At 64.7% G+C, this 12305-nt stretch carries 12 protein-coding genes; 3 read left to right on the top strand and 9 right to left on the bottom strand.

Features of this window, described 5'->3' with window-relative positions:
* The first annotated feature begins 151 nt into the window (after positions 1–151).
* A complete protein-coding gene (locus P0086_RS07905) occupies positions 152–1522 on the top strand; it encodes a 3' terminal RNA ribose 2'-O-methyltransferase Hen1 (protein WP_275784309.1) in 1371 nt (456 codons plus the stop codon).
* Positions 1519–4086 (top strand): polynucleotide kinase-phosphatase, encoded by a 2568-nt coding sequence (locus P0086_RS07900; RefSeq protein WP_275784307.1) that lies wholly within the window; start codon positions 1519–1521, stop codon positions 4084–4086. The genes P0086_RS07905 and P0086_RS07900 overlap by 4 nt, the downstream gene beginning before the upstream one ends.
* Positions 4087–4385: 299 nt before the next feature.
* On the opposite strand, the gene P0086_RS07895 is transcribed toward P0086_RS07900, so the two are convergent.
* From P0086_RS07895 to nirK, 9 genes are all read right to left on the bottom strand, one after another.
* Complete coding sequence (locus P0086_RS07895) at positions 4386–4670, bottom strand: metal-sulfur cluster assembly factor (protein ID WP_275784304.1); 285 nt, start codon at positions 4668–4670, stop codon at positions 4386–4388.
* Positions 4671–5183, bottom strand: coding sequence for a DUF2249 domain-containing protein (locus P0086_RS07890; RefSeq protein ID WP_275784302.1), 513 nt, complete (start codon positions 5181–5183; stop codon positions 4671–4673).
* A complete protein-coding gene (locus P0086_RS07885; RefSeq protein WP_275784299.1) occupies positions 5180–6502 on the bottom strand; it encodes a hypothetical protein in 1323 nt (440 codons plus the stop codon). The genes P0086_RS07890 and P0086_RS07885 overlap by 4 nt, the downstream gene beginning before the upstream one ends.
* 61 nt (positions 6503–6563) lie before the next feature.
* The gene (locus tag P0086_RS07880) at positions 6564–6836 is read right to left on the bottom strand and encodes a DUF2249 domain-containing protein (protein WP_162702427.1); all 273 of its coding nucleotides are present in this window, start codon (positions 6834–6836) and stop codon (positions 6564–6566) included.
* Positions 6837–6966: 130 nt separating this feature from the next.
* Positions 6967–7176: a hypothetical protein gene (locus P0086_RS07875; protein ID WP_275784295.1), complete on the bottom strand. Its 210-nt coding sequence runs from the start codon at positions 7174–7176 to the stop codon at positions 6967–6969.
* A gap of 97 nt (positions 7177–7273) precedes the next feature.
* Positions 7274–7720 carry a pseudoazurin gene (locus P0086_RS07870; protein ID WP_275784293.1) on the bottom strand — a complete coding sequence of 149 codons (447 nt, stop codon included), beginning with the start codon at positions 7718–7720 and terminating at the stop codon, positions 7274–7276.
* Between the two features lie 114 nt (positions 7721–7834).
* The gene (locus P0086_RS07865) at positions 7835–8530 is read right to left on the bottom strand and encodes a Crp/Fnr family transcriptional regulator (protein WP_112597962.1); all 696 of its coding nucleotides are present in this window, start codon (positions 8528–8530) and stop codon (positions 7835–7837) included.
* Positions 8531–8669: 139 nt separating this feature from the next.
* Complete coding sequence (locus tag P0086_RS07860) at positions 8670–9578, bottom strand: formylglycine-generating enzyme family protein (RefSeq protein WP_275784290.1); 909 nt, start codon at positions 9576–9578, stop codon at positions 8670–8672.
* Between the two features lie 128 nt (positions 9579–9706).
* Complete coding sequence (gene nirK / locus P0086_RS07855; protein ID WP_275784288.1) at positions 9707–10843, bottom strand: copper-containing nitrite reductase; 1137 nt, start codon at positions 10841–10843, stop codon at positions 9707–9709.
* A gap of 172 nt (positions 10844–11015) precedes the next feature.
* Between nirK and P0086_RS07850 the strand changes: the two genes are divergently transcribed.
* Positions 11016–12224, top strand: a complete 1209-nt coding sequence (locus P0086_RS07850; protein ID WP_275784286.1) for an NnrS family protein — start codon at positions 11016–11018, stop codon at positions 12222–12224.
* The last annotated feature ends 81 nt before the right edge of the window (positions 12225–12305 follow it).

Genomic DNA, 12305 nt, shown 5'->3' with positions numbered 1-12305 from the left:
TTGAAGACACCGGCATCGGGACGACGGATGACGCGTTCCGCCAAGCCGCAATCCCAAGTCGCCGCGCCGGCCTTTTCAATTGCCGCCAGTACAACCTGCGGAAGTCTATCGAAGTTGCGATAAGCAGCTCTGGTTTTGATCTGCGTGTTTCATGTTCCTATCGATTGCAACGACATACCGGCCTGCCGCCGATCTTGGTTTCCTGCTGATGAAGCATCCCGACAGGGTGCATGGATTCGACCTCAGCTTCGGCAAGGCAACCGTGTTTTTTCCTGAGGCAAGCGAGGAGCGGTGCGAAGTTGCCCTCGTCCTGGACGTCGATCCGGTCGGCCTGGTCCGTGGTCGCGGTGCGGCGAAGGGCTTGATGTCCCAATACGTCAACGATCGTCCTTACGCGGCGTCCTCTTTCCTTTCCGTGGCGCTCAATAGGGCATTTCGAACAGCATTTACCGGGACGTCCGAACATCGGCCTGAGCTTGCTGTCAGACCGCTTCCACTCGAAATCAACGTCACGCCGCTGCCGGGCTCGAACGCTTTCGTCCATACGCTTTTCGAGCCGCTCGGATGGACTGTGGAAATCACGCGTCTCGACGGTTCGTCCGGGCCATCGGGCTATGTTTCTCTGTCTCTGAAGGGCGAGATGAGGCTTTCCGAGGCGCTGTCGCATCTCTACGTCCTCATCCCGGTCCTTGATGCCGAAAAGCACTATTGGGTCGGCGAGGATGAGGTTGCAAAGCTGATCGAGCGGGGTGGGGCCTGGCTTCCTGGGCATCCCGCACGGGAGCAGATCGCCAGCCGCTATCTCCGCCGTCAGCGTAGCCTGACGCGGCAGGCTCTGGCCCGCCTCGCACCGGACGAGCAAGACGAGAGTGACATTGTCGAGCAACAGGCAGAAGATCAGGAAGAGCTGCTCGAAGAGCGCATCAACCTTCACGATCTCAGGCTTGATACCGTCCTGACGCAGCTTGTGGCGAGCGGTGCGAGCACTGTCGCCGATCTTGGATGCGGCGAGGGAAAGCTGCTCCATCGTCTAGCCCGCGAGCGGCAATTCCAGAAGATCATAGGACTGGACGCATCCATGCGATCGCTGGAACGTGCTGCCGAACGGCTGAAGCTCGATCAGCCGGGCAGCCGCCTGAAGGATAAAGTCGCGCTACTCCATGGAGCGCTGACCTACCGCGACGTGCGATGGCATGAGGTGGATGCAGCCGCACTTGTCGAGGTTGTCGAGCACCTTGATCAAGACCGGCTTCCCGCATTCGAAGCGATCGTTTTCGGACAGGCGCGTCCCAGGACCGTTGTCCTGACGACGCCCAACCGCGACTACAACGTCCTTTTTCCGAACCTGCCTGACGGCAGCCTGCGTCACGCGGATCATCGTTTCGAATGGAGCCGCGAGGAATTCAGGCACTGGGTGAATGGGATTGAGGATCGCTACGGATACAGCGCGCACCTGAGCGGCATTGGCCCCGAGGACGACGCTCATGGTTCCCCAACCCAGATGGCGGTGCTGACCCGATGAGTGTCTTGGATCCGGTCCTGCTCGAAATCCCGGATTTCTCCCTGGTCGTCCTGATTGGTGCGACCGGCGCGGGCAAATCGACCTTTGCTTCAAAATGGTTTCTGCGAAGCGAAGTCGTGTCTTCCGACCAATGCCGGGCCATGGTCTCGGACGATGGAAACGATCAGTCCGTCTCCAGCGACGCCTTCGAGCTGGTGACGGCCATCGCCGAAAAGCGCCTGAAGCACCGCCGCTTGACGGTGATCGACGCGACGAATGTCCGCGCGAGCGAAAGGCGGGCCTGGGTCGAGATCGCTCGCAAGTGGCACGCTCTGCCTGTCGCCATCGTCCTCGATCCGGGCCTCGACGTCTGCATCGAACGCAACAAGGCGAGGCCCGACAGGAATTTCGGGGCATCCGTGCCACAGCGCATGGTCCAGGAGATACGCAAGGGCCTGCGTGGGTTGCCCAAGGAAGGGTTTCGGCAGGTCTGGCGCCTTGACACCATCGAGCAGGCGGATGCGGCGCAAATCGAGCGGAAGCCGCTTTGGACGGACAAGCGAGAGGAGCGTGGCCCCTTCGACATCATTGGTGATGTCCATGGCTGTGCCGATGAACTGGAAAAACTACTCGTCCAGCTTGGCTATCAGGTTGACTGGGCCGCGGGCGAGCCAATGATCCTCTCGCCGCATGGACGCAAACTGGTCTTTGCCGGCGACCTTGTGGATCGTGGTCCGCGAACGCCGGATGCGTTGCGTCTGGCCATGGCTGCCGTCGAAAGCGGGGTCGGCTATGCCGTGGCCGGAAACCACGACCAGAAGCTGGCCCGCTGGCTTGGCGGGCGCGATGTCAAGATTGCCCACGGACTGCAGCAATCCATCGATCAGCTCCACGGGGAAACGGAAGAGTTCCGACGGAAGGTCCGCATCTTCCTCGATGAGCTGCGCAGCCACTACTGGCTCGATGGCGGCAGGCTTGCGGTGGCGCATGCCGGATTGAAGGAGGAAATGATCGGCCGAGGATCGGGCGCCGTCCGTTCCTTCGCAATGTTCGGCGAGACTACCGGCGAGACGGACGAATTCGGCCTGCCTGTCCGTGCAGACTGGGCAGCGTCCTATCGCGGCAAGACGGCGGTTGTCTATGGCCACACGCCGGTCGTCGATGCCGAATGGGTGAACAATACGATTTGCATCGACACCGGCTGTGTCTTCGGCGGAAAGCTGACTGCGCTGCGGTGGCCGGAAAAGGAGATCGTCAGCGTTGCCGCAAAGGCAGTCTGGTCGGAGCCATTGCGTCCGATCGCGATACCAGCGGCCGGGACGTCCTCGCAGGCCGAAGCCGATGCGCTGCTGGACTATGCAGACGTCTCCGGTCGCCGCTGGATCGATACCTCCCTGATGCGGCGGATCGTGGTTGCGGAAGAGAACGCATCCGCCGCGCTGGAGGTGATGAGCCGTTTCGCCATTGCGCCCCAGTGGCTGATCTATCTGCCACCGACCATGTCGCCGGTCGAGACCAGCAAGCAGGAAGGCTTTCTGGAGCGACCGGAAGAGGCCTTCGCGTTCTTTCGGGAGCGCGGACAGCAGGACCTGGTGCTGGAAGAGAAACACATGGGATCGCGTGCGATCATCGCATTGTGTCGCGACGACGCGGTTGCCCGTCGGCGCTTCGGAACCGTCGGCACCGATGCCGGGGCGATCTGGACGCGCACCGGCCGTTCGTTCTTTTCTGATCATGCGACGACTGACGCGATCCTGGATCGGCTGAGGTGTGCCGCCGATCAGGCGAAAATCTGGGATGAGCTCTCGACCGACTGGTTGCTGCTCGATGCCGAAATCATGCCGTGGTCGGCGAAGGCCTCAAGCCTGATCGAGCAACAGTACGAGCCGGTTGCGGTGTCGGCGGAGGCCGGATTGGCAGCTGTCCACGCGGCCATGGAAAGGGCTATCCAGCGCGGCATACCGGTCAATGACCTGTACGACCGGTTTGCCGCCCGCAAAGCGAAGGCTTCCGCCTACGCGAAGGCCTGGAGCCCTTATGTCTGGCCGGTATCGTCGCTCGACGACATCAAGGTTGCGCCCTTCCATCTCCTCGCCAGCGAGGGCGCCGTTCACTTTGATCGCGACCATTCCTGGCATATGGAAATCACCCGTCGGCTGGTCGAGACCGGGGTGCCGTCGCTCGCCCCCACGGCGATGCGGCAAGTCTCTTTGGCCGACGATACCGCCATTGCCGATGCCATCGGATGGTGGGAGCAGCTTGTCGGCAACGGTGGGGAGGGCATGGTTGTCAAGCCGCTCGTCTTCGCACCGCGCGGCAGCAAGGGGTTGATCCAGCCCGCCTTGAAGGTGAGGGGGCCTGAATATCTCCGCATCATCTACGGGCCGGAGTATGACCTGCCGGAAAACCTCGAGCGGCTCAGAGCGCGCGGGCTGGGCGCCAAGCGGTCCGCCGCGCTGAGGGAGTTTGCGCTTGGCCATGAAGCCTTGACCCGCTTTACCGGATATTCGCCGCTGCGGAAAACCCACGAATGCGTCTTTGCGATCCTGGCTCTCGAAAGCGAACCCATAGACCCGCGGCTGTGACGTTGGACGAGAGCCTTCGAAACGTGTCATTCTCCAGCGGGTCCGCAACCAGGCGTATGGAGCTGCGCGTTTCTGGCGTCTGGCAACGACGTGGATTGCATGCAGGGAAGTTTCACCCACCTTTTCATTCATCCTGGCCGCGCCCGCCGCCCACTGTGCGGTCTTTCCCGCTGGACCGCGACGCTCAACAGCGCCAGGAAGCCGGAGCCCAGCATCAGGACGACCGACACCGCGTTCAACGCCGGGGTCGAGCCCGCTCTCACCGTCCGGTCATGCATGGTGACGGTGAGCGGCGGATCTCAGCCGGCCATCATGTCCGGCGTCCAGGGCGGGTCGTAGGTCAGGGTGACGTCCACCGCGCGGACACCCGCGACCTCGGCGGCGCACGCCCTGACGGCTTCGGTCAGGAAAGAGGCGGCCGGGCAGCCGCGCGTGGTGGTCGTCATCGCGATGGCGGCCGTTCCGTCGCTGCCGCATTCGATCGCATAGATCAGGCCCATCTCCACGACGTTCCTGCCGAGCTCGGGATCGATGACGATGGAAAGCGCGTCCCGGATCCGCCGGGCGAGGGCGTCGTCCGGCATCTACTTGTCCTTCCCGACGCGGATCATGATGCGATAGGTCGTCCGCGCCTCGTCGAAGTTGCCGACCCATTGATGGCCGCGCTTGGCCAGTTCCGGATAGAGAAGGAGCGGCTCGCGCGAAAGGAGGGCGAAGATGACGTCGCCGTCCTGCAGTTTCTCGGCTTCCGACAGGATCCGCACCATCGGCTCGGGCGGCAGCAGGCCGGTGAGATCGAGGTCCACGATCGGGTCCGCCCAGAGCTCGGGCTCGCCGGCATCCGAAGAGAGCTGGATTTCGGGCAATTTCCTGGGCGTGAAGCGGATCTCGAAGTCGCCGCCCTCCATTTCGATCACCTCGTGGTCGAAGCCCCGGTTGGACATCACCCCGTAGAGCGGCTGCGGACGGAACGGGGCGAAAAGCCGGAGCCCCTGTCCGGGCCGCAAGGCATCCACGGCGCTCATGATGGCCTGGAAGGGTTCGCCGCCGTTCTTCAGCATCGGACGGACGTCCAGTTCCGCAAAGTCTTCGTTCATTTTTGTCTCCGGTGCGTAAGAAAGAGATGAGGGGGCAGGACGCCCGAAGGCAGCCGGACCTCGGCTGGCGCCCAGGAGAGCCGCCGCGCCCTGACGAACTCCGCGATCAGGCCCAGCGTCGCCAGTATCTGCAGAATGCCGCCGGCGGTAAACACACGCGGGTCGTGGACGAACAAAGCCAGGGCGCAGACGCCCACGGTCATGACGTAGAGGCCGAACCACCAGACGGCCCGATGCTCGTTCACGAGGTCCTGCACGCGCGGAACGGCGGCTTTTCCGAGCACCGGCCCGTAGCATTCGAGCCAGGTCATGAAGGGGATGATCTTGTAGAGCTGCCCGAGCCCGAGGCAGGTCAGCCATCCCATGGCGACGAGCCAGATCAGCGTGGCGGCGTTGTCGTCCAGCGTTCCCGTGAGCGCGGAGACTGTGAACAGCCCGACCGAGATAATCAGAAAGGACACGGCTGCGAGGCTGAGGAGCGTATTCAGCTCCGCCGCCTTGCGCCGGCGCTGGCGGAACAGGGTTGCGACGTCGACCGCGTAGAGACCGAGCCCGACGAACGCCAGCGCGGCTGCGCCGATCGCGGGCCAGGTGCCGTCGCTCCCCATGGCCGTCGCCAGGATCTGCCCCGCCAAGAGCAGGATCGCCGCGACGCCGGCGGCCAGCACGATCCGCGAGGTGTTGCGATCGTGCTCCGGCGACAGCAGGAACATCGCAAGCAGCCGGTAGGAGACGCCGACGGCCATGACCGTCATCCAGCCGAACAGGCCCATCGTCGCATGCAGGCCGACGCCGCCGACGACGAGATTGATCGCATGGCTCTCCTGCACCAGCCCCGACAGGACGAGCGTGAAGCACAGCCCCAGCGACAGGGTCAGCCCCATGCCGAAGAGCCCGGCCACGACGAAGCGGCCGGGCAGGGCGAGCGGCCGCGCCGACCATATCGTGGCGCTGAGGCTCGCTGCGAGGGCGCCGAAGCCGCCGGCAAGCAGGACCCCGCCGGCCGGCAGCGCCGCGGGTGGGACGGGGAGGCGGCCGCCGAGGCCGAGAAACCCTGAAAGCAGGGTCAAGAGCCCGCCGATGATGAGGATCAGCGCGGGCAGTGCCAGAAACGGCGCCCTCAGCGGTCTCGCGACCAGGACCGGGACGAACTGCAGAAGGGCGCCGGAGAAGAGGAGCCCGAGCCATCCGATGCCGAGCGCGTGGACGATCACCAGCGTCTCGGGTGCCTCGCGCGGCAGGGCCGGGTAGCCGAACCCCGCCGCCAGCAGGACCTCGCCGCAGAGCAGGAACACCAGTGCTGCGGCGAAGTAGGACATCGTCCATCTGGATAGCGTGGCACCAGGCATCGTCATCGCCCCGTCGGAAAAGGTGTCCTGCTCAGTGACCGCAGCAGCAGTCGCAGCCCGAGCTGTCGTGCCTCTTGATCGACACCCGCCATACGGCCGGGCCCTGCTCGAGATAGGTCCATTCGAACTGCTCGGGATAGCGGGTCTCGATCTGGTAGTGCAGCGGCCGCGGGTCGTGGTCGCTCGCGACGTGCATCATGCCGCCGGGCGCAAGGGCGGTCAGCACCCCGAAGATCCTGGGGTGGCGCTCCTGCGGAGCAATCGTCCTGACGTCGATCAGCGGTATGTTCTCGGAATTCGACATGTTGTTTTCCATCGGCCCCCGGTCGGGATATCGGGGACCGGGCCGGCGCGCCCCCGATCCTTCGAGACTATCGGCCTGTCGCCCGCATCTTTTTGTCGCGGGGCAAACAAGACGTAGAATCGGAGGACGCCTAGGGAACGCGGCGGCCCCTGCCTGCTGCCGGCGAGCGATCGGCGGACGGTGTCGACGGGGCGGCCGATCCGTCGTCCTCGCGGCAGCGCCCCTCCGTCTCCGCATGGATCCCGTCGTGGTCCCGCCGGACGTCATGGTCCCGCACCTGCAACAGCACGGTCCGGCTCAGATAGCCGAGGTGAACGCGCAGATCGTCGACGATATCCATGGCTGTTTTTCCGGAGAGGCGGCGGGTTGGCCCGGCATGGCCGGGAAAGCGGACGGCCCCTTGCGGGGCCATCCTTGTGATGCGTCCGACTTCGAAACTAGAGCCCGGTTGCGGCGATTTCCGCGTCGAGGCGGTCGCGCGCCTTCTTGGGCAGTTTCGCGGACTTGATGGCGTCGGCGTTCGCCGGCGCATCGCCGACCACGACGAGGGCGATCATGCCCATGCCCACATGCGGTGCGCACTTGACCGCATAGGCGCCGGGCAAGTCGAAGGTGACCTTGATGGCTTCGTTCATCTTGCCCTTGAAGGGCTGCGCGCCGTCCGGGATCAGGTCCTTGACGCTTTCGGCATTGTGGGACTTGTCGGTCGGCACGAAGGAAACCGTATCGCCCGCGGCGATCTTCAGGGAGGCGGGCTCGAACACCATCGCGCCGTCCTTGCCCTTGTTCAGCATGTGGATCTCATGATCGGCGGCGACGGCGTAGCCGCCCAGTGCGGCGGTCAAAAAAGCGGCGCCCGCCAAAGTACGAAGGAACGTCTTCATTTCTTTACTCCTGGCTCGGAAGCCCTAGCGGCTTCGTCAGGAGCAGATTATCCCGACTGGCCATGTCATCTTTGACACAGCGCAAACATTGGCGTGAACGCGGCGGTCCGCCGCCTATTCCTTGACGTGGTCCGCCAGCGCCGCCAGTCCGTTGATGTCGAGGACGATAAGCTTCTGGCGGCCGCCCTCGACCAGTCCCTTGGCCTCCCAGGCGCTCAGGATCCGGGAAACGGTGTGCAGGGTCGTTCCGGTCATCTCGGCGATGTCCTGGCGCGAGATGGGAAAATCGATCCGCACGCCCGATCCCTCCTTCCGGCCCGCCTGGTTGGCGAGGCGAAGGACGGCGTGCGCGACGCGGCGCTCGACCTCCTGGGTCGACATTTCGCGGATGCGGGTGTGCGCCTCCTCCAGGCGCTGGCCGATCGTCTGCATGGCGGTCACCGCGAGGCGCGGGTTTCGATCGACGAACTGCGGCCAGAGCTCGGTCGGCCAGCAGAGCGCGATGCTCTCGGCCACGGCCAGGGCCGTGCCCGGATAGTCCGAGCGCTGCAGCGCCTTGGCAAAGCCGAACAGGTCGCCCGGATGGACGACACGGACGATGATCTGCTGGCCGTCCTCGGTGACCTGCGTGACCTTCAGCCGGCCATGCAGCAGCAGGAAGAAATGCGTGGCGGCCGCGCCCTGTTCGAAAACCGCCTCGCCGACGGGGACGCGGCGGGAGATGGCGTGGCCGAGGAATTTGTCGAGATCGGCATCGCTCATCCGGTCGAAGAGCGGGATGGACCTGACCAGGCTCTTGTCGATCTTCACTGTTGCCTCTCCCTCGCTGCCACCGCACGGTTTTACGACCGGCGGCGGCATCAGCGCAAGGCAGCAGCTTCGTCGAATGCTTGCATTGACATGGATCAGAATGACGCGGAGCGGTCCGCGCCGTGCGGCTCTCCCGGTGCTACAGTGCGATCCCCCGGTCCCGCAGCGCCTTCAGGAGCGGCGCATACCATTGCGTCGACCTGACCAGCCGGAAGCCGAGATTGTCCGGCGGGGTGCCGACCGCGCAGCCGCCGCCCTTGGGATCCTTGATGAACGACGTCATCGGCGCGCGGTGATTGCCGACGGTGACATAGACGCCGCAGAGGTCCTCGCTGCGAAGGATCATGTTGTCCGCGTCGAGCTCCACCCGGCGATGGCAGGTGTTCGTCCATTCCCAGACGTTGCCGCCGAAGTCGGACAGGCCGTACTCGTTCTCCCCGAAACTTCCGAGAATGCGCGGAACCGGGTCACGCTTCGAACGCTCCGCCGCCTCGCGGCGATAGTCCGCGAGCCAGCGAATGGCCGGGTTGCTTGCGTCGTCCTCGATGCCGAACGCGTCGTCGGGGAAGCTCTTGCCGGCTGCGAAGGCCAGTTGCTCGTCGGTCGGCAGGCTCCAGACCTCACCCGTCTTGTCCGACAGCCACCGCGCATAGGCGCGGGCATCGTCGAAGTTGACGCCCGTCACCGGGACGTTGCCGAGATCGTGCGACACGCCGGCCGGCGCGCTGCAGGCGCCTTCGGAAACGCAGGCGGTGTATTCGGCCAGGGAGACCTGATGCTTCATGATGATCAACGGCCGGCGCATCGTGACGGTCCGCATCGGCGCGTCGGTGACGTAGTTGGCCTTGAGGAACTCGCCGTCCTCGCGGTAGCTGAACGTCCGCGGCGGGATCGTGACGGTCTGCGGCTGGAAGAGCTGGGCCGTGGCCGGGGGCTCGGCCAGAAAGCCGGTCTGGTGGGCGATGCCGCCGACAAGTCCGGCGATGATCGCCACGGGAAGAAGCGTCTGGAGGAACGGGCGGGAGAGATAGGCGGGGAAAATCGACATTTGGGCCCCCGAAGGCGAAACGGCTCGTATGGCCGGACGGGCCAGACGATGAAAAGGCGCTGCCGCACGCGGACGTGCGGCAGCAAGGTATGCGGGCCGAGAGTGGTGGCCCGCACGGGTCTCATGACTCAGCTCTGCGAGGGAGCCTTGACCGCCGTCATGAGATCGTCGTTCCAGTCGCCGGTGACGGTGAAGTGTGCCGCCGCACCAAGTTCGAACGCCTCGATCAGGTTGTGGTTCACGTAGGCGTAGATGCCGGGCTGCTGGAAGGTGTAGAACGCAGCACCCGCCGTGCCGCCCGGGATGAACCAGGTTTCCTGGTCGCGATCCGGCACGTTGTTGAACTTGCCGGTCTGCCAGACGTAGTCGCCGTGGCCGCCGATCAGGTGCGGACGGGTGTCGCGGTTGGCCTGCGAATGGACGATCAGCACCCGCTCGCCGACGGCGGCCTTCAGGGCGTTCTCGCCGGTCAGCGCACCGACGGCACCGTTGAAGACGATGTGGCTCGGGGTCAGCGTGCGCATGACTTCGAGCGTATCGGCATAGGCGTCGCCGGGGCTCTCGTACTTCTTGTACTTTCCGTTCTCGTCCTTCGGAACGTAGAAGTCCTGTTCGCCGACATAGTAGACGCGGTCGTAGACGAGTTCGTTGCCGTGACCGTCCGTCAGGCCTTCGCGCGGCAGGACCATGATTGCGCCGTTCATGCCCGAGGTGACGTGCCAGGGGACCATTCCGGGAGGTGCGCAATGGTAGACGAAGACGCCGGCCTTGGTGGCCTTGAAGCGCAGGACCGCGCTTTCACCCGGGTTGACGATCGTCAGTCCGCCGCCGCCCAGCGCACCGGTCGACGAATGGAAGTCGATGTTGTGCTGCAGGGTGTTGGTCTCGGGATTGACGAGGGTCACCTGGACGTAGTCGTTCTGGTGGACCACCATCAGCGGGCCGGGGACCGAACCGTTGAAGGTCATGGCGTTGACTTCGGTTCCGGCGTCGTCGAGGATCATCTTCTTTTCCTCGATCGTCAGCGTGAACTCGACGACCTTGGGGCCGCCCACGGCCTTCTGGGTGTGCTCGTGCACGAAGGGCGGCTTGACGAGCTCGACCTTGACGTGCTCGAGCGCCGACAGGTCGGCCGGTTTCATCTCTACGGCAGGAGCCTCCTCGGCGGCCTGGGCGAACGTAGCTGTAATGATCGGGATCATCGCCCCCGCGAACGCAGCGCCAGCCAACATCGAGCGTCTGGTCATCTGGAGTTGTTCAGTCATGGTCTTCTCCTTGAACAGGAGCGGGCTATCCCGTTCCGTTGGAGAAAAATCTACGCCACGCGCCAAAGTGGTCTTTGATCCCCCGCAAACTTTACTGCGCGATTGCTTGCGAGATATCAAAGAAGGGTGCGACATTTTGTTTAGGGATCGCCCTGAATACAGGAGCGATCGCATGACTGGCACTTCGACATCACAGGTAAGGACTGGCGGCATGCCGCGTGGGCTGGCGCGCACCGGGCCTATACTCTTTTCCTACGGTTTCCGTCCTTTCTTCCTCGGAGGCGCGCTCTGGGCGATCGCCGCCATGGTGCTGTGGATCGCAGCGCTCTCGGGCGTCGTCGACTTCGCCACGGAGTACGGCGCCCATCACTGGCATGCGCACGAGATGCTCTTCGGCTACGCCTCGGCCGTCCTGGCGGGCTTCCTGCTGACGGCCGTGCCGAACTGGACCGGACGCCTGCCGGTCTCGGGCTGGCCGTTGCTTGGCCTTTTCTCGCTTTGGGCCCTCGGCCGGATCGCGTTCCTGGCGTCGGATGTCATCGGGGTCGATCTCGCCGTCCTGGCCGACATGATCTTCCTGCCCGCGCTCCTCTTCATTTGCGTGCGCGAAGTCGTTGCCGGCAAGAAGTGGAACGACCTGAAAGTCATCGCCGGTCTTCTTGCCCTGTCGATTGCCAATGCCGGCTTCCACTACGAAGTCCTCATGGGAGACCATCCCGATCGGGCCTATCGTCTTGCGATCACAGCCTATGTCGGTCTGGTGATGGTGATCGGCGGCCGGATCATTCCGAGTTTCACCCGCAACTGGATCAACAAGCAGGGCCGGACGGACTTTCCCGTTGCCTACAACCGCTTCGACGCGAGCGCGATCGCCATCGGCATCGCCGCGCTGGGCCTCTGGATCGCGCTGCCGGACAGCCGGGTGACGGCGATCGGTGCGGCCGCGGCCGCGGCATTCCATGCGGTACGGCTGCTGCGCTGGCGCGGCTGGACGACAGCGGCGGAAATGCTCGTCGCCGTCCTGCACGTCGCCTATGTCTTCGTGCCGCTGGGCTTTCTGGCGATCTCGTTGTCGGCCATCGACCTTGTCGATCCGACCTCGACGCTGCACGTCATGACGATCGGGGCGGTCGCGACCATGATGGTCGCCGTGATGACCCGGGCGACCCGCGGCCATACCGGGCGCGACCTGACGGCATCCGGACTGACCACGATATCCTATGCCGCGATCGTCCTTTGCGCATTCGCCCGGCCGGCCGCCGGTCTCCTGCCCGACCATGCCGCCGAGATCTACGCCGTGTCCGGCGTCCTGTGGCTCGTCGCGTTCGGCCTCTTCGTGGTGGAATACGCCCCCATGCTGGTCAGGGGTCGCCGCTGGTAGACCGGCCGCCGCCATGCACTGCGGCGGCGGCCTTGGCGAGAGACTGCTTCCGGACCGGCCGCCCCTTCGGGCAGCCGGTCC

Source organism: Mycoplana sp. MJR14, assembly GCF_029210525.1.
In the GTDB taxonomy this organism is placed as follows: Bacteria; Pseudomonadota; Alphaproteobacteria; order Rhizobiales; family Rhizobiaceae; genus Mycoplana.
Note: the sequence above shows the minus strand (reverse complement) of the source record. Positions and strands in the feature narration are given on the sequence as shown.

Bases quoted from the DNA above. Each gene is read 5' to 3' on its own strand.
- P0086_RS07875 (WP_275784295.1), bottom strand. From the start codon at position 7,176: ATGGATATCGTCGACGATCTGCGCGTTCACCTCGGCTATCTGAGCCGG.
- P0086_RS07850 (WP_275784286.1), top strand. From the start codon at position 11,016: ATGACTGGCACTTCGACATCACAGGTAAGGACTGGCGGCATGCCGCGT.
- nirK (WP_275784288.1), bottom strand. From the start codon at position 10,843: ATGACTGAACAACTCCAGATGACCAGACGCTCGATGTTGGCTGGCGCT.
- P0086_RS07885 (WP_275784299.1), bottom strand. From the start codon at position 6,502: ATGTCCTACTTCGCCGCAGCACTGGTGTTCCTGCTCTGCGGCGAGGTC.
- P0086_RS07870 (WP_275784293.1), bottom strand. From the start codon at position 7,720: ATGAAGACGTTCCTTCGTACTTTGGCGGGCGCCGCTTTTTTGACCGCC.
- P0086_RS07860 (WP_275784290.1), bottom strand. From the start codon at position 9,578: ATGTCGATTTTCCCCGCCTATCTCTCCCGCCCGTTCCTCCAGACGCTT.
- P0086_RS07890 (WP_275784302.1), bottom strand. From the start codon at position 5,183: ATGAACGAAGACTTTGCGGAACTGGACGTCCGTCCGATGCTGAAGAAC.
- P0086_RS07880 (WP_162702427.1), bottom strand. From the start codon at position 6,836: ATGTCGAATTCCGAGAACATACCGCTGATCGACGTCAGGACGATTGCT.
- P0086_RS07895 (WP_275784304.1), bottom strand. From the start codon at position 4,670: ATGCCGGACGACGCCCTCGCCCGGCGGATCCGGGACGCGCTTTCCATC.
- P0086_RS07900 (WP_275784307.1), top strand. From the start codon at position 1,519: ATGAGTGTCTTGGATCCGGTCCTGCTCGAAATCCCGGATTTCTCCCTG.
- P0086_RS07905 (WP_275784309.1), top strand. From the start codon at position 152: ATGTTCCTATCGATTGCAACGACATACCGGCCTGCCGCCGATCTTGGT.